Source organism: Geodermatophilus sp. CPCC 206100, from assembly GCF_048569675.1.
In the GTDB taxonomy this organism is placed as follows: Bacteria; Actinomycetota; Actinomycetes; order Mycobacteriales; family Geodermatophilaceae; genus Geodermatophilus.
The window spans coordinates 18,320-34,150 of record NZ_JAQISV010000016.1 but is presented as its reverse complement, the minus strand read 5'-3'; the positions used below and the strand labels follow the sequence as shown (position 1 = coordinate 34,150).

Here is a 15,831-nt window from a genome sequence, read left to right as displayed (position 1 = left end):
GCTCCTGCGCGGTCGCCAGTCCGGCTGGATCGGCGCCCGGGAGCACCGCACAGGAGGCGAGCCCTCGTGGCCGACCAGATCGACGAGACCACCCCCGCCGACGGCACCACGCCGGTGCTGGAGGAGCACCCCCCGCCCGGGTTCCCGGACCCGGCGGTCCAGCCCGAGGACGTCCAGGAGGACCTGGAGGCCGAGGCGGCCGAGAGCGGGGAGGACCAGGCGCGGGAGGACGAGGCGCCCGAGGACGTCCCCGAGGACCCGGAGCACGAGGACGCCCCCGTCTCCCCGTTCGGCGCCCAGTTCAGCTCCCCCGAGCCCACGGCGGTCATCGCCCGGCCCCGCCGGCGGGCGACCCGCCCGGCGGGCGCGGCCGACCCCGGGTCCTACGTGGCGCCCCCGCCCGTGGCCCCGGCCCTCCCGGCCTTCGTCAGCTTCGTGGCCCCCGCCGAGCCCGAGGCGCCGCCCGCCCCGCGCCGGCGCAGCCGCCGGGCGGCGGCCGAGTCCCCCGTCGCCGAGGAGCCGGACACCGAGCCGGCCGAGGACCTCGACGACGAGGCGCCGGCGCCACGCACCCGCCGCAGCCGCTCGCGCCGCCGGGGCGCGGCCGAGGACGGTCCCGGAGCCGGTGACGGTCCCGTGGTCGGCGACGGCGAGGCCGGCGACGAGGACGAGCCCGCCGACGAGACGGCCGAGGAGGCCGAGGAGGCCGAGGACCGCGACGAGGGCGCGGCCGGCAGCCGCCGTCGCCGCCGCGGCCGCCGCGGCCGGGGCCGGGGCCGCAGCGGTGAGGACACCGCCGAGAACGAGGACGACGACGAGCCGGCGGACGAGACGGCCGTCGAGGACGGTGCCGAGGACCGCGCCGACGCCGACGAGGACGACGAGGACACCGACACCGCCGAGGACGCGGCGGCCGGCGGCGAGGACGAGGGCGCCTCCAGCACCCCCCGCGGTCGCCGGCGGCCCCGCCGGGGCAGCAGCGACGGCGGCGACGCCGCGGTCGCCGAGGCCGACGACGACCGCCCGGAGCGGGCCGGCCGCAACGGCCGCACCACCAGCGACGACGACGTCCGCGGCGTCGCCGGCTCCACCCGGCTGGAGGCCAAGCGGCAGCGCCGCCGGGACGGCCGGGACACCGGGCGGCGGCGCGCGCCGATCCTCACCGAGGCCGAGTTCCTCGCCCGCCGCGAGTCGGTGGACCGGGCGATGGTCATCCGCCAGCGGGGCGAGCGCACGCAGATCGCCGTCCTCGAGGACGACGTGCTGGTCGAGCACTACGTGACCCAGGCGCAGGCGACGTCCTTCGCCGGCAACGTCTACCTCGGCCGCGTGCAGAACGTGCTGCCCAGCATGGAGGCGGCGTTCGTCGACATCGGCAAGGGCCGCAACGCCGTCCTGTACGCCGGTGAGGTCAACTGGGACGCCGCCGGGCTCTCGGGCAAGCAGCGCTCCATCGAGACGGCGATGAAGTCCGGCGACAAGGTCCTGGTGCAGGTCACCAAGGACCCGATCGGCCACAAGGGCGCCCGCCTCACCCAGCAGATCAACCTGCCGGGGCGGTTCCTCGTCTACGTGCCGGGCGGCTCCATGACCGGCATCAGCCGCAAGCTGCCCGACACCGAGCGGCAGCGGCTCAAGGACATCCTCAAGAAGATCGTCCCCGAGGACGCCGGCGTGATCATCCGCACCGCCGCCGAGGGCGCGTCGGAGGAGGAGCTGACCCGCGACGTCGCCCGCCTGCAGGCGCAGTGGGACGTCATCCAGAAGAAGGCCGAGACCTCCTCGAGCGCGCCGTCGCTGCTCTACGGCGAGCCGGACCTCGCCATCCGGGTCATCCGCGACGTCTTCAACGAGGACTTCAAGGAGCTCGTCGTCCAGGGCGACGACGCCTGGGACACCGTCGAGGCCTACGTCGCCCACGTGTCGCCGGAGCTCACCGGCCGGCTGACCCGCTTCACCGGCGAGGGCGACGTCTTCCGCGACCTGCGGATCGACGAGCAGCTGGCCAAGGCGCTCGACCGCAAGGTGTGGCTGCCCTCGGGCGGCTCGCTGGTCATCGACCGCACCGAGGCGATGACCGTCGTCGACGTCAACACCGGCAAGTTCACCGGCTCCGGCGGCAACCTCGAGCAGACGGTGACCCGCAACAACATGGAGGCGGCCGAGGAGATCGTCCGCCAGCTCCGGTTGCGCGACATCGGCGGCATCATCGTCATCGACTTCATCGACATGGTGCTGGAGAGCAACCGCGACCTCGTGCTGCGGCGGCTCACCGAGTGCCTGGGCCGGGACCGCACCAAGCACCAGGTCGCCGAGGTGACGTCGCTGGGGCTGGTGCAGATGACCCGCAAGCGGGTCGGCCAGGGCCTGCTGGAGGTCTTCTCCGAGCCGTGCGAGCACTGCCGCGGCCGCGGGGTCCTCGTGAACACCGACCCGGTCGACGAGCGGCGCCGCAGCGGCGGCGGCAACGGCGCGGGCGGCTCGGGCAGCGGCGGTTCGGGGGCGGGCGGCTCCGGCGGCAACGGCCGCCGCGAGCAGGGGCGCGACCGGGGCCGGGACAACGGGCAGCAGCAGGAGGCCGAGCCGCAGCCGAGCGCGCCGGTGGCGACCGAGGAGCCCACCCCGGGCGGTGCGGACGCCGAGGGCGAGAGCGGGCGCTCCGGCGGACGTCGCAACCGCGGCCGGCGCAACCGCGGCCAGGCCGGCGAGGAGCGGGCCGCCGAGGACGCCGCCGTGCTGGCCGGCGTGCTCGACGACGCCGTGCCGGAGGGCCCCGCCACCGGTGGTGCCCTGCCGGACGGGGTCGCGGTCGCCGACGCCGAGCTCGACCAGCCCGACGCGGTCACCCCCGACGTGGCCTCCGCGCCGGTCGCGGCCGAGCCGGTTGCCGCCGAGACCGTCGCGGCCGAGCCGGTTGCCGCCGAGCCGGTTGCCGCGGAACCCGTCGCCGTCGAGGCGACCCCGGCCGGGGAGCCGACCCCGGTCGAGCCGGTTGCCGCCGAGCCCGTCGCGGCCGAGCCGACGCCGGTCGAGCGGACCCCGGCCGAGCCGGTGGTGGCCGCCGCGCCGGCGCCGATCGAGTCGTCGGTGACCGTCGTCCCGCCGCTGGAGCCGGTGCGCCGGGCCCCGTCGGTGGAGGACGAGGACGTCCCCGCCGGCGCCGGCCCCGACGACCCGGGTCCGGTGGACGCGCCGGCCGACGAGGACGAGGCGGCCGACCCGGCCGACCCGGCCGCCGCGGACGCCGGTGCCGTCGTGGCGCCGGTCACCCGCCCCCGTCGGCGCCGGTCCGCCAGCCGTCCGGCCGGGCCGCCGGCCTCCTGACGGCCCCGGGCGGGGTCCTCCGGCCGGTTCGACCCCGTCCCGTCCGCTCGGGTACGCTGGTCGGGTTGCACCGCCACGGGCCGGGCACCGCTCGGTGTCCCCTGGCAGGCGGGCAGCCCGTCCAGCACCCGGCGCCCGACGCCGGGGTGCACGCAGGACAGCGAGAAGCGATCGAGGAGTTCAGTGGTGTACGCAGTCGTGAAGGCCGGTGGCCGGCAGCACAAGGTGGCCGTGGGCGACCGGTTCACGGTCAACCGTCTCGTGGGTGAGGCGGGCGACTCCGTCACCCTCCCGGCCCTGCTCCTGGTCGACGGCGACACCGTCACCAGCGACGCGCAGACGCTGGCGGGCGTGACCGTCACCGGCGAGATCGTCGGCCACGGCAAGGGCCCGAAGATCCGCATCCACAAGTTCAAGAACAAGACCGGCTACCACAAGCGTCAGGGGCACCGTCAGCCCCTCACCGACGTCGTGGTCCGCGACATCACGAAGGGCTGACGCCGACATGGCACACAAGAAGGGCGCCTCGTCCTCCCGCAACGGCCGCGACTCGAACGCGCAGCGCCTGGGCGTCAAGCGCTTCGGCGGCCAGGTCGTGAAGGCCGGGGAGATCATCGTGCGCCAGCGCGGTACCCACTTCCACCCGGGCCTGGGCGTCGGCCGCGGCGGCGACGACACGCTGTTCGCGCTCGAGCCCGGTGCGGTCACCTTCGGCACCCGGCGCGGTCGCAAGACCGTCTCCATCTCCGCCGTCGAGGCCTGATGAAGGACCCCCTGCCCCCCGCCACTCGCTAGCTCGCGGCGGGTCCCTGCAGGGGGCCACAGCACATCCACAGCGACGAGCGCACGGGCCGCCGGCCCGTGCGCTCGTGGCATCTGAGGACTGAGAACTGACATGGCCGCATTCGTCGACCGCGTGGTCGTGCACGTCGCCGCCGGCAACGGCGGTCACGGTGTCGCCTCGATCCACCGCGAGAAGTTCAAGCCCCTCGGGGGTCCCGACGGCGGCAACGGCGGCAACGGCGGGGACGTCGTCCTCGAGGTCGACCCCAGCGTGCACACCCTGCTGGACTTCCACCACCGCCCGCACCAGAAGGCCGGCAACGGCCGCCCGGGCGAGGGCAGCAACCGGCACGGTGCCCGGGGTGAGGACCGCGTGCTGCGCGTTCCCGCCGGCACCGTCGTCAGCACCCCCGACGGCCGGGTCATCGCCGACCTCGTGGGCGCCGGCACCCGCGTCGTCCTGGCCGCCGGTGGCAAGGGCGGGCTCGGCAACGCCGCGCTGGCCAACACCCGCCGCAAGGCGCCCGGCTTCGCGCTGCTGGGCGAGCCGGGTGAGGCGCTGGACGCCGTCATCGAGCTGAAGAGCATCGCCGACGTCGGCCTGGTCGGGTTCCCCTCGGCCGGCAAGTCCTCGCTGATCGCGGCCATGTCCGCCGCGCGGCCCAAGATCGCCGACTACCCGTTCACCACGCTGGTGCCCAACCTCGGCGTGGTCCGCTCCGGCGACGTCTCCTTCACGATGGCCGACGTCCCGGGCCTGATCCCGGGCGCCTCCGAGGGCAAGGGCCTCGGGCTGGAGTTCCTCCGCCACATCGAGCGCTGCGCGGTCCTGGTGCACGTGGTCGACATGGCGACGATGGAGCCCGGCCGGGACCCCGAGAGCGACATCGAGGCGCTCCAGCACGAGCTCGCCGAGTACCGCGAGGACCTGGTGGGCCGGCTGGGGATGGCCGTCCTCAACAAGATCGACGTCCCGGACGGCCGCGACCTGGTCGACCTGGTCCGGGCGACTCTGGAGGAGCGCGGGCTGCAGGTCTTCCCGGTGAGCGCGGCGACGGGGGAGGGGCTGCGCGAGCTGGGCTTCGCGCTGGCCGCCGCGGTGGAGGAGCACCGCGCGGCGCTGCCCGAGGTCGAGCCGGTCCGCATCACGCTGACCCCGCGGGCGGTCGACGACAGCGGCTTCACCGTCGAGCGCGACCCGGCCGGCGAGGGCGGGGACGACGAGCGGGCGTTCGTCGTCCGCGGCGTCAAGCCCGAGCGCTGGGTGCGCCAGACCGACTTCACCAACGACGAGGCCGTCGGCTTCCTCGCCGACCGGCTCAACCGGCTCGGCGTCGAGGAGCAGCTGGCCAAGGCCGGCGCCCGCCCGGGCGACGCGGTCACCATCGGCGACGTCACCTTCGACTGGGTGCCGACCCTGCCGGCCGGCACGCTCACCGTCGAGGAGACCGCCGGCCTCGGCGGTCGCGGCACCGACGCGCGCATCGACGCTCCGCACCGGGTGCGGGCCGAGGAGCGGCTGGCCGCCAAGAAGGCCCGCCGGGTGCCCTACGAGCTGACCGAGACCTGGACCGACGAGGACATCCCGGAGGACGGGCAGGACCAGCCGTGACCGTCCGCCCGGAGATCGCCGGCGCCCGCCGCGTCGTGGTCAAGGTCGGGTCCTCCTCCCTGACCACCCTCCCCGGTGGCCTGGACGCCGCCCGGCTGACCGCGCTGGTCGACGTCCTCGGGGCGGCACGGGCGCAGGGGCGGGAGGTGGTGCTGGTCTCCTCCGGCGCGATCGCCGCCGGGCTGGCCCCGCTCGGCATCGACGGCCGGCCGCGCGACCTCGCCACCGCCCAGGCTGCGGCCAGCGTCGGGCAGCTGCGGCTCGTGCAGACCTACGCCGACGCGTTCGCCGGCCACGGCGTGACGGTGGGGCAGGTGCTGCTCACCGCCGACGACCTCACCCGGCGCAGCCACTACCGCAACGCCCACCGCACCGTGGAGCGGCTGCTCTCCCTCGGCGTGCTGCCGATCGTCAACGAGAACGACACCGTGGCCACCGAGGAGATCCGCTTCGGCGACAACGACCGGCTGGCGGCGCTGGTCGCCCACGTGGCCCAGGCCGACGCGCTGCTGCTGCTCTCCGACGTCGACGGCGTGTACGACGGCGACCCGCGGTCGGGGCCGGCGCAGCTGATCGACACCGTCCGCGGGCCGGCCGACCTCGCCGCGGTCACCCTGGGCTCGGCCCGCCGCAACGGCGTGGGGACCGGCGGCATGGCCACCAAGGTGGAGGCGGCGATGATCGCCGCGCACGCCGGCGTGCCGGTCGTGGTCACCTCCACCGCGCAGGCCGCGGCGGCCCTGGCCGGGGAGCGGGCGGGGACCCTGTTCGCCGTCGCCGGACGACGTCCCGGCGCCCGCCAGTTCTGGCTGCGCTACGCCAGCCGCCCGCGGGGGCGCCTGCTGCTCGACGCGGGCGCGGTGCGGGCGGTGCGCGAGCGCAACGCCTCGCTGCTGGCCGCCGGCATCACCGGGGCCACCGGTGACTTCCTCGCCGACGACCCGGTCGAGCTGGTCGGCCCGGACGGCGTGGTCGTGGCCCGAGGGCTGGTCGCCTACGACGCGCGGGAGCTGCCGGCGCTGTTCGGGCGCAAGAGCACCGAGCTGGACCCCGAGTACCGCCGCGAGGTCGTGCACCGCGACGAGATGGTCCTGGTCGGCCCCCGGCCCGTTGGGGCGGCCGCGCGCGGCTGAGAGACTGCTCGGCGTGACGATCCGATCGATCCGCGAGCTGGGAGACCCGGTCCTGCGCACCCCGGCCGACGAGGTGCGCGCCTTCGACCGGGAGCTGGCCGCGCTGGTCCGCGACCTGGAGGAGACCGTCGACCACCCCGGCCGGGCCGGGCTGGCCGCGCCGCAGATCGGCGTCAGCGCGCGGGTGTTCGCGCTCAACATCGACGGCGTCATCCAGTCCCTGGTCAACCCGCGGATCGTCGAGCTGTCCGCCGACACTCAGGACGGCGACGAGGGCTGCCTGTCCATCCCCGGCATCTGGGCGCCCACGGTGCGGGCGATGTCCGCGGTGGTGGAGGGCTTCGACGTCCACGGGGAGCCCCGCCGGCTGGCCGGCACGGGGCTGATGGGCCGCGCGCTGCAGCACGAGGTCGACCACCTCGACGGCCGGGTCTTCCTCGACCGGCTGGCCGGTGAGGCGCGCAAGGCAGCCCTGCGAGCCCTGCGCGAGCGGGTCTGAGGCGTCGGCTCGGACGGCGGCCGCTCAGACCGCGACGCCGGCCCGCGGCAGCACCAGCCCGCGGACCTCGAACTCGGTGCGACCGCCCGCGCCGGCCGGCGGCGGACCGCCGGGGACCCCGGCCACCAGGGGGCCGACCACCTCGCGCTCGTAGTGCTCGGCCGCCTCCCGGGACTCCCAGACCTCCAGCACCGAGAAGCCGGCCGCGGTCGCCCGGGCCACGTGCACCAGCAGGCCGTCGACGGCTCCGCCGGTCCGTTCCAGCAGCGCGGCGTGGACGGCGTCGTAGACCTCCACCGGTGCCGGCACGTCGATGACCACGCCCCACGTCATGGCGTCCTCCTCGCCTGCCCGTCGCGGCGGCCGCGTGCCGCCGCGAGCTGGTCCGCGCCGTCGCCGGTCAACTGGTCCAGCCCGGCGTCGCGGCCGGTGACCAGCAGCAGGAGCGCGGCGACCGGGCCCTCCACGGGTGCGCCCTCGCCCACCGACCAGTCGGCGTCGGTCGCGGTCAGCCGCAGGCCCCGCAGCCGGCGCCGGGCCCAGAAGGGGAAGCTCGTCTCCCAGACCCGCGTCGCGGCCGCGGCGGCCGCGGCGGGCGGCACCGGCCGGGTCCGGCCCAGCGGGATCGTGATGTCCTGGCCGTGCACGAGGACGTCGATGAGCGGCTCCATCGGCGTGAGGAACGGTGCCGTGCGGCGCGAGCCCACCATCGCGCGCAGCCGACGGGCGCACTCGGCCGGCGGCAGCGGTGCGCCCAGCGCGGCGTCCCGGATCATCCGGTCGAAGCTGCCCCGTGCCCGGAGTGCGGCGCCGAGCGCGTCCCGGAGCCCCATGTGCGCATGGGTGAGGTGGGTGGCGACGTCCCCGACCCGCCAGGCGCCGCACAGGGACGGCGTCTCCCACTCGGCGGGGGAGAGGTCCTCGAGCAGGTCGGCCAGGCCGGCGCGCTCCGTGTCGATGGTCCGCCACACCTCGTCGACGTCCACGGGGCCTCCCCATTGGTACGATGCTCTGACCATTTTCGTCAGAACGTCTGACCAACGTCAAGGGGTCGCGTGGAACCGGACGGGCACCAGAACCTGGGGCTGCTGTGCTTCTACCCGCACCGGGCGATGGAGAGCCGGGTCCTGGCCGCCCTGGCCGCCGCCGGGTTCGACGACATCACCGTCGCCCAGGGGCGCATCGCGGCGCGGATCGGCCCGGACGGCACGCGGCTGACCGACCTCGCCGAGCAGGCGCTGGTGACCAAGCAGACCGCCGGTCACCTCGTCGACCAGCTGGAGCGGGCCGGCTACGTCCGCCGCGTGCCCGACCCGACCGACGGGCGGGCGCGGCTGGTGCAGGTGGCCGAGCGCGGCACCGCGGTCGTGCAGGTGGCCCGCCGGGTGGAGGCCGAGGTCGAGGCCGAGTGGGCCGCCCACCTCGGGGAGCGGGCCACCGCCCAGCTGCGGGCGGCGCTGGAGCGGCTGCGCGAGATCACCGACCCGTTCCGCTGACGGTCAGCCGGCGGCGGTGCAGGCGGGGCAGGTCCCGAAGACCTCCACCTGGTGCTGGACCTCGGCGAAGCCGTGCTCGGCCGCGACGCGGGCGGCCCACCGTTCGACCGGCGGGTCGGCCACCTCCACCGTGCGCCCGCACGAGCGGCAGACCAGGTGGTGGTGGTGCACCGCCGAGCAGCGCCGGTAGGACGCCTCGCCGTCGGTGCTGCGGAGGACGTCGACCAGGCCGTCGTCCACCAGGGCCTGCAGCGCCCGGTAGACCGTCGCCAGGCCCACCGACTCGCTCCGCTCGCGGAGCAGGGCGTGCAGGTCCTGGGCGGTGCGGAAGCCGTCCTGCTCCTCCAGCAGCGCGAGGACGGCGCTGCGCTGGCGGGTCTGCCGGCGCGGCGTCTCCGCCGGCTCCGGGCGGGTCACGGCCGGCTCCCCGTCCGGGCCGCGGGCTCGCCGTGCTCGTCGTAGTGGACCCCGGTGCCCGTGCGGTGCGCGGCGTGCAGGTGCCCGTCGTGGTCGTAGTCGACGTGGTCGCCGTGCGGCACCGCCGGGTGCCCGCAGCCCTCGCCGTGCTCGTGCGGGTGGGCGGCGTGCACCTCGCCCCGCCGCTGGTGCCGGCGCCGCGCGGTGGCCTCGCGGACGGCGACCAGCGCGGAGACCGCGAGGAACAGCGCGATCGCCAGCAGCACGATGGTGCCGCCCGACGGCGTGCCGGTGTAGTAGGAGGTGCTCGTCCCCGCCACGCTCACCACGAGGCCGATGCCGCAGGCGAGGTACACCGTCTGCCGGAAGCTGCGGCCGAGCAGCTGCGCGACCGCGCTCGGCACGATCATCAGCGCGCTGATCAGGAGCAGGCCCACGACCCGCATCGACAGCACGACCGTCGAGGCGACCAGCGCGGCCAGCACCATGTTGAGCGCCAGCACCGGCAGGCCCACCGCGCGGGCGTACTCCTCGTCGTCGCTGACCGCGTACAGCCGCTGGCCCAGCAGCCAGACCACGGCGAGGACGACGACGGTGATGGCGGCGAAGACGGCGACGTCCGCGGTGCTGGTCGTGGTGATGGCCCCGAACAGGTAGGCCTCGAGGTCGGTCGCCTGGCCGCGGGGCGCCAGGCTCAGCAGCACCACGCCACCGGCGATGCCGCCGTAGAACAGCACGGCGAGCGCGACGTCCCCGCTGGTGCGCCCGCGGGCCCGGACCAGCTCGATGAGGACGGCGCCGAGGACCGCGGCCACCAGCGCCGTGCCGACCGGTGCGGTCGAGGTGAGGACGCCGATCGCCACGCCGGTCAGCGCGACGTGGCCCAGGCCGTCGCCCAGCAGGGCGAGTCGGCGCTGCACGAGGAAGACGCCGACCGCGGGCGCGACCAGGCCCACCATCAGGGAGGCCAGCAGCGCCCGCTGCATGAAGCCGTACTCGAGGATCTCCACCTCAGCGTCCTCCGTCGCTCGTGACCCGCGGCTGGTCGAGGCGGTAGCCCTTCGCCGGGGGCCGGCCGGCGTCCTCGGGGTGGTGGTGCCCGCCGTCGACGTCGGACTGGGCGCCGGCGAGCGGGCCGTCGTAGCTGATCCGGCCGTGGTCGACGACCACCGCGCGGGTGAGGACGCCGGCCAGCGGGGCGGTCTCGTGCGTCACGACCAGCAGCGTCGCGCCCGCGGCGGAGACGCCCGCGAGGACGGCGGCCAGAGCGTCCTGGCTGGCGGCGTCGACGCCGGCGGTCGGCTCGTCCATGATCAGCAGCTCCGGCTCGGCGGCCAGCGCGCGGGCGACCAGCACCCGCCGCTGCTGTCCGCCGGACAGCGAGGCCACCGGGTCGCCCAGCCGGTCGGCCAGGCCCACGGCGGCCACCGCGTCGGCGACGGCCGCCCGGTCGGCCGGGCGCAGCCTGCGCAGCAGCCCGAGCCGGGCCAGCCGGCCGACGGACACCACCTCGCGGACGGTGGCCGGGACGGCGCCGCTCACCGTGTGCCGCTGCGGGACGTAGCCGACCCGGCCGCGCTCCCGCAGCCGGCCGACCGGTGCGCCGAGCACCGTGACCTCGCCGTCGAGCACCGCGGCCAGGCCCAGCAGGCCCCGCGCCAGGGTGGTCTTGCCCGACCCGTTCGAGCCCAGGACGGCGACCGCCTCCCCGTGCGTCACGGTCAGGTCCACGCCCCGCACGACGGCGACGTCCCCGTAGCCGATGCTGGCGTCCCGGAGGCGCAGGGCCGGCGCGTCGGGGGTCACGAGCAGGACTGCCCCGCCTGCAGGGTGGCCAGGTTGGCCCGCATGACCTCGAGGTAGTCGCTGCCGGCCGACTCGTCGGTCAGGCCCTCCAGCGGGTCCAGGACGGCGGTCTGCACGCCGGCCTCCTCGGCGACGGTCTCGGCGACGGCGGGGTCGACGAGCGTCTCGGTGTAGACGGTGGTGACGCCGCGCTCGCGCACGAGCGTGGAGATCTCGGCCAGTTGCGACGGGTCCGGCTCCTGCGACGGGCTCAGCCCGCTGATGCCGACCACCTCGAGACCGTACCGGTCGGCCAGGTAGCCGAAGGCGTCGTGGCCGGTGACCAGGGTGTCCACGGCGCAGGTCGCGAGGCCCGCCGCCATCTCGGCGTCCAGGGCCGCCAGGTCGCTGCCCAGGGCGGCGGCGTTCTGCCGGTAGGTGTCCGCGCCGTCGGGGTCGAGATCGGCGAGCCGGTCGGCCAGGGCCTCGCCGACGGCGGCCAGCCGGGTCGGGTCCAGCCAGAAGTGCGGGTCGACGGACTCCCCGCCCTCCCCGTCCTCCTCGGCGTGCTCCTTCTCGGCCTGCTCCTCCTCGGCCTGCTCCTCCTCGGCCTGCTCCTCCTCGGCCTCGCCCTCGCCCTCGTGGCCGTGCTCCTCGATCGTCAGCGAGAGGTCGGCGGCCTGGCCGGCGTCCCACGCGGTGTCGGCGGCCTCGTTCGCGGCGGTGTCGTCCAGGGCCGGCTGGAACCCCTCGAGGTAGACGAGCAGGTCGGCGTCGACGACGGCGGCGACGTCGCGCGGCGTGAGCTCGAGGTCGTGCGGTTCCGCGCCCGCGGGGGTCAGCGAGGAGACCGTGACCCGGTCGCCCCCGACGCGCTCGGTGGCCCACTGCAGCGGGTAGAAGCCCGCGACCACGGTGGGGCCGTCCCCGCCGGCGCTCCCGGCCGCAGCGCCGCCGTCGTCGCCGCAGCCGGCCAGCAGCAGGGAGGTGGCCGAGGCGGCGGCGAGCAGGGTGCTGCGAGTCGGAACGTTCATGAGAATCATTCTCGCACAGCATCCCGGGGTCGGGGCACCGGGTCCGGCGCGGCCGCACGCGTACCCTCGCGGGCGTGTCCGACGTCTCCGGCCTGCCGCTGATCGGCGCCGCGGCACTGCGTGCCCGCGCCGCCGCCCGGGTGCTGCGCACCCTCCCCACCGACACCAAGGACGCCGCGCTGCGCGCGATGGCCGACGCGCTGGTCGAGCGCACCGACGAGGTGCTCGCCGCCAACGCCGCCGACCTCGAGGCGGCCGCGGCCGCCGGCACGCCCGCGGCGATCCTCGACCGGCTGCGGCTGGACCCCGCGCGGGTGGCCGGGGTGGCCGACGCGCTCCGCCAGCTGGTGGCCCTGCCCGACCCGGTGGGGGACGTCGTCCGCGGGTCGACGCTGGCCAACGGGCTGCAGCTGCGCCAGGTGCGGGTGCCGCTCGGGGTGGTCGGCATCGTCTACGAGGCGCGGCCGAACGTCACCGTGGACGCCGCGGGCCTGTGCCTCAAGAGCGGCAACGCGGCGCTGCTGCGCGGCTCGGCGTCCGCCTTCCGCACCAACACCGCACTGGTCGCCGTCCTCACCGAGGCGGCGGCGAAGGCGGGGCTGCCGGAGGGGTCGATCGAGCTGCTGCCGGCCGAGCGGGAGTCGGTGGGCGAGCTGCTCGGTGCCCGCGGCCTGGTGGACGTCGTCATCCCGCGCGGCGGGGCGTCGCTGATCCAGCGCGTGGTCCGCGAGGCGCGGGTGCCGGTCATCGAGACCGGCGAGGGCAACTGCCACGTGTACGTGGACGCGTCGGCCGACCCGGGCACGGCCGAGGCGATCGTCCTCAACGCCAAGACCCACCGGGTGAGCGTCTGCAACTCCGCCGAGACGCTGCTGGTGCACCGCGACGTCCCGTTCCTGCCGCGCCTGCTGTCGGCGCTGGTGGACGCCGGGGTGACCCTGCACGGGGACGCCGCGGCGCGGGCCGCGCACGACGCCGTCGTCCCCGCCACCGACGAGGACTGGGCGACCGAGTACCTGTCGATGGACATGGCGGTCCGCGTCGTCGACGACCTGCCGGCCGCCCTCGACCACATCGAGCGGTGGGGGAGCGGGCACTCCGAGGCGATCGTCGCCGACTCGGCGCGGGCCATCGCCGACTTCACCGCCGGCGTGGACGCCGCCGCCGTGCTGGTCAACGCCTCGACCCGGTTCACCGACGGCGGGGAGTTCGGGTTCGGCGCCGAGATCGGCATCTCGACGCAGAAGCTGCACGCCCGCGGGCCGCTGGGCCTGCCGGAGCTGACCTCCACCACCTACGTCGTGACGGGCAGCGGCCACACCCGCGCCTGACGCCACCCCGAGCGCCCACCCACCCCACCGCCCCGGCCAGGAGCCGCATGCCCCGCCCCCTGTCGCAGTCGCCGCACTTCTCCTCGGTCGCCGACGTCGGCAAGCGGCTGGCCACCGCCGGGTACCTGCCCGACGCCGCGATCGCGACGACGGTCTTCCTCGCCGACCGGCTGGGCAAGCCGCTCCTGGTCGAGGGGCCGGCCGGGACCGGCAAGACCGAGCTGGCCAAGGCGCTCGCGGCCGCGACCGGGTCGGAGCTGATCCGGCTGCAGTGCTACGAGGGCCTGGACGAGGCGCGGGCGCTGTACGAGTGGAACTACAAGAAGCAGTTGCTGCGCATCCAGGCGGCGCAGGGCAGCGACGGCGCCGACTGGGACACCGTCCACGACGACATCTTCGGGGAGGAGTTCCTGCTCTCCCGGCCGCTGCTCACCGCCATCCGGCGCACCGAGCCGACCGTGCTGCTCGTCGACGAGACCGACAAGGCCGACGTCGAGGTGGAGGGGCTGCTGCTCGAGGTGCTCTCGGACTTCCAGGTGACCATCCCCGAGCTGGGCACCGTCACCGCGGCCCGGCGGCCGATGGTCGTGCTCACCTCGAACGCCACCCGGGAGCTGTCGGAGGCGCTCAAGCGGCGCTGCCTCTTCCTGGCGCTCGACTACCCGTCGGCCGAGCGGGAGCGGGAGATCGTGCTCTCCCGGGTGCCCGATCTCGCGCCGGGCCTGGCCGAGCAGCTGGTCCGCACGATCCGGGCGCTGCGGGCGCTGGAGCTGAAGAAGTCACCGTCGATCTCGGAGACCCTCGACTGGGCGCAGACGCTGCTCGAGCTGGGGCTGGACACGCTCGACGAGACGGCGGTGCGGTCCACCCTGGGCGTCGTGCTCAAGCACGCCAGCGACCAGGAGCGGGCCGCGGCCGAGCTGCGGCTGAACTGATGTCGGCGGCCGGGGCCGGTGGGCCGGCCGGGCGCGACGGGCCGTTCGGGCACGGCGGGCTCGCGGGGCACCTGGACGGGTTCGTCCGGGCCGTGCGGGGCGCCGGCATCCCGGTCGGGATCAGCCAGGCCGTGGACGCCGCGGAGATCCTCACGGTCGTGGACCTGCTGGACCGCGAGCAGCTGCGCCACGGGCTGGCCGCGGTCCTGCTGCAGCGCGCCGCGCAGCGGCCGGCCTACGACGTGCTGTTCGACCTGTGGTGGCCCCTGGGCGACCGGCCGGCGGGCGAACCGGACGCCGATCCGGACGGCGACGGGCCGGTCGGGGCGACGCTCGACCTCCCCGACGGCGGCGTCGACCTGGCCGGGCTGCTGCGCGACCGGCTGGCACGGCTGCTGCTCGACGGCGACGAGGAGGCGCTGCGGCGGTTCGCCCGGGAGGCCGTGGACCGGCTGGGCCGCGCGACGCCGTCGCCGTCCGGGCAGTCCTTCTTCGGCTACCGGGTGATGCGCGCGCTGTCGCCGGACACCCTCGTCGCGCAGCTGGTGGCCGGCCTGCTGGGCGACGGCGAGCGCGGCGGGCTGGCCGAGCAGGTGGCGCGGCAGGCGGTGCGTGAGCGGCTGGCGGCGTTCCGGGCGGCGGTGGAGGCCGAGGTGCGGCGGCGGGCGGCGGCCGAGCGGGGGCGGGACGCGGTCGCGAAGCACGCCGTCCGCCCGCTGGCCGACCAGGTGGACTTCCTGCGCGCGCAGGCCGCGGACCTCGCCGAGCTGCGGCGCACCGTGGCACCGCTGGCCCGCCGGCTCGCCGTGCGGCTGTCCGCTCGGCGGCGGCTGGGCCGCGAGGGCCGGCTCGACTTCCGCAAGACCATCCGAGCGTCGCTGGGGACCGGGGGCGTGCCGGTGGTGACCCACCACCGGCCGCGGAAGGTGCACAAGCCGGAGCTGGTCGTGCTGTGCGACGTGAGCGGCTCGGTGGCCGGCTTCAGCCACTTCACGCTGATGCTGACCCAGGCCCTGCGCGAGCACTTCTCCGGCGTGCGGGCCTTCGCCTTCGTCGACTCGACCGACGAGGTGACCCGGTTCTTCCGGCCGGGTGCCGACGTCGTGGACGCCGTCGCGCGGATCGGCCGGGAGGCCGACGTCGTCGGGTTCGACGGGCACAGCGACTACGGCACCGCGTTGGCGGTCTTCGCCGAGCGCTGGCCGGCGGCGGTCGGCCCGAAGACCTCGCTGCTGGTGCTGGGGGACGGGCGCACCAACCACCGGCCGCCGGGGTTGCCGGTGCTGGCCGGGCTGGTCCGGCGGGCCCGGTCGGCGCACTGGCTCAACCCCGAGCCCCGCCGGTTGTGGGGGAGCGGCGACTCGGCCGCCGACCGCTACGGCGAGGTCATCGACATGGTCGAGTGCCGCACCGCCGCGCAGCTCGCCGACTTCGTCACCACCCTCTGACCGCGATCCGGTCCACGCGGGCCGGTGTCCGGGG

Annotated in this window: 16 protein-coding genes; 10 read left to right on the top strand and 6 right to left on the bottom strand. The window is 76.1% G+C overall.

The annotated features are described in order from the left end of the window. Window positions 1-66 precede the first annotated feature (66 nt). From PGN05_RS09420 to def, 6 genes are all read left to right on the top strand, one after another. A complete protein-coding gene (locus PGN05_RS09420) occupies window positions 67-3,324 on the top strand; it encodes an Rne/Rng family ribonuclease (RefSeq protein ID WP_419752272.1) in 3,258 nt (1,085 codons plus the stop codon). Window positions 3,325-3,510: 186 nt separating this feature from the next. Next, window positions 3,511-3,822 carry a 50S ribosomal protein L21 gene (gene rplU / locus PGN05_RS09415; RefSeq protein WP_419752271.1) on the top strand — a complete coding sequence of 104 codons (312 nt, stop codon included), beginning with the start codon at window positions 3,511-3,513 and terminating at the stop codon, window positions 3,820-3,822. A 7-nt stretch (window positions 3,823-3,829) separates the two neighbouring features. Then, window positions 3,830-4,087 (top strand): 50S ribosomal protein L27, encoded by a 258-nt coding sequence (rpmA, locus tag PGN05_RS09410; RefSeq protein WP_135095116.1) that lies wholly within the window; start codon window positions 3,830-3,832, stop codon window positions 4,085-4,087. Between the two features lie 132 nt (window positions 4,088-4,219). Continuing rightward, the gene (gene obgE / locus PGN05_RS09405; RefSeq protein ID WP_419752270.1) at window positions 4,220-5,719 is read left to right on the top strand and encodes a GTPase ObgE; all 1,500 of its coding nucleotides are present in this window, start codon (window positions 4,220-4,222) and stop codon (window positions 5,717-5,719) included. Next, entirely contained in the window at window positions 5,716-6,852 is a 1,137-nt protein-coding gene (proB, locus tag PGN05_RS09400; RefSeq protein WP_419752269.1) for a glutamate 5-kinase, read from the top strand. The genes obgE and proB overlap by 4 nt, the downstream gene beginning before the upstream one ends. Before the next feature lie 13 nt (window positions 6,853-6,865). Next, a complete protein-coding gene (gene def / locus PGN05_RS09395) occupies window positions 6,866-7,351 on the top strand; it encodes a peptide deformylase (RefSeq protein WP_419752268.1) in 486 nt (161 codons plus the stop codon). Window positions 7,352-7,375: 24 nt separating this feature from the next. On the opposite strand, the gene PGN05_RS09390 is transcribed toward def, so the two are convergent. Further along, window positions 7,376-7,684 carry a hypothetical protein gene (locus tag PGN05_RS09390; protein ID WP_419752267.1) on the bottom strand — a complete coding sequence of 103 codons (309 nt, stop codon included), beginning with the start codon at window positions 7,682-7,684 and terminating at the stop codon, window positions 7,376-7,378. Continuing rightward, on the bottom strand, window positions 7,681-8,337 hold the full coding sequence (locus tag PGN05_RS09385) for a maleylpyruvate isomerase family mycothiol-dependent enzyme (protein WP_419752266.1): 657 nt from the start codon (window positions 8,335-8,337) through the stop codon (window positions 7,681-7,683). Before PGN05_RS09385 ends, PGN05_RS09390 begins: the two co-directional genes overlap by 4 nt. A gap of 69 nt (window positions 8,338-8,406) precedes the next feature. On the opposite strand from PGN05_RS09385, the gene PGN05_RS09380 reads away from it, so the two are divergent. After that, the gene (locus PGN05_RS09380; protein ID WP_419752265.1) at window positions 8,407-8,847 is read left to right on the top strand and encodes a MarR family winged helix-turn-helix transcriptional regulator; all 441 of its coding nucleotides are present in this window, start codon (window positions 8,407-8,409) and stop codon (window positions 8,845-8,847) included. Between the two features lie 3 nt (window positions 8,848-8,850). On the opposite strand, the gene PGN05_RS09375 is transcribed toward PGN05_RS09380, so the two are convergent. The 4 genes from PGN05_RS09375 to PGN05_RS09360 are packed head-to-tail and all read right to left on the bottom strand — an operon-like array spanning window position 8,851 to window position 12,083. Continuing rightward, window positions 8,851-9,264, bottom strand: coding sequence for a Fur family transcriptional regulator (locus tag PGN05_RS09375; protein WP_419752264.1), 414 nt, complete (start codon window positions 9,262-9,264; stop codon window positions 8,851-8,853). Continuing rightward, window positions 9,261-10,274, bottom strand: a complete 1,014-nt coding sequence (locus PGN05_RS09370; RefSeq protein ID WP_419752263.1) for an iron chelate uptake ABC transporter family permease subunit — start codon at window positions 10,272-10,274, stop codon at window positions 9,261-9,263. Before PGN05_RS09370 ends, PGN05_RS09375 begins: the two co-directional genes overlap by 4 nt. Window position 10,275: 1 nt before the next feature. After that, the gene (locus PGN05_RS09365; RefSeq protein ID WP_419752262.1) at window positions 10,276-11,070 is read right to left on the bottom strand and encodes a metal ABC transporter ATP-binding protein; all 795 of its coding nucleotides are present in this window, start codon (window positions 11,068-11,070) and stop codon (window positions 10,276-10,278) included. Continuing rightward, entirely contained in the window at window positions 11,067-12,083 is a 1,017-nt protein-coding gene (locus PGN05_RS09360; protein ID WP_419752261.1) for a metal ABC transporter substrate-binding protein, read from the bottom strand. Before PGN05_RS09360 ends, PGN05_RS09365 begins: the two co-directional genes overlap by 4 nt. Window positions 12,084-12,157: 74 nt before the next feature. On the opposite strand from PGN05_RS09360, the gene PGN05_RS09355 reads away from it, so the two are divergent. Genes PGN05_RS09355 through PGN05_RS09345 form a run of 3 tightly spaced genes read left to right on the top strand, consistent with a single transcriptional unit; the run spans window position 12,158 to window position 15,797 of the window. Beyond that, complete coding sequence (locus PGN05_RS09355; RefSeq protein ID WP_419752260.1) at window positions 12,158-13,414, top strand: glutamate-5-semialdehyde dehydrogenase; 1,257 nt, start codon at window positions 12,158-12,160, stop codon at window positions 13,412-13,414. Window positions 13,415-13,461: 47 nt separating this feature from the next. Then, on the top strand, window positions 13,462-14,349 hold the full coding sequence (locus tag PGN05_RS09350) for an AAA family ATPase (RefSeq protein ID WP_419752259.1): 888 nt from the start codon (window positions 13,462-13,464) through the stop codon (window positions 14,347-14,349). Further along, window positions 14,349-15,797 carry a vWA domain-containing protein gene (locus PGN05_RS09345; RefSeq protein ID WP_419752258.1) on the top strand — a complete coding sequence of 483 codons (1,449 nt, stop codon included), beginning with the start codon at window positions 14,349-14,351 and terminating at the stop codon, window positions 15,795-15,797. The genes PGN05_RS09350 and PGN05_RS09345 overlap by 1 nt, the downstream gene beginning before the upstream one ends. Window positions 15,798-15,831 lie beyond the last annotated feature (34 nt).

Bases quoted from the DNA above. Each gene is read 5' to 3' on its own strand.
- rpmA (WP_135095116.1), top strand. From the start codon at position 3,830: ATGGCACACAAGAAGGGCGCCTCGTCCTCCCGCAACGGCCGCGACTCG.
- obgE (WP_419752270.1), top strand. From the start codon at position 4,220: ATGGCCGCATTCGTCGACCGCGTGGTCGTGCACGTCGCCGCCGGCAAC.
- PGN05_RS09390 (WP_419752267.1), bottom strand. From the start codon at position 7,684: ATGACGTGGGGCGTGGTCATCGACGTGCCGGCACCGGTGGAGGTCTAC.
- PGN05_RS09360 (WP_419752261.1), bottom strand. From the start codon at position 12,083: ATGAACGTTCCGACTCGCAGCACCCTGCTCGCCGCCGCCTCGGCCACC.
- PGN05_RS09350 (WP_419752259.1), top strand. From the start codon at position 13,462: ATGCCCCGCCCCCTGTCGCAGTCGCCGCACTTCTCCTCGGTCGCCGAC.
- PGN05_RS09345 (WP_419752258.1), top strand. From the start codon at position 14,349: ATGTCGGCGGCCGGGGCCGGTGGGCCGGCCGGGCGCGACGGGCCGTTC.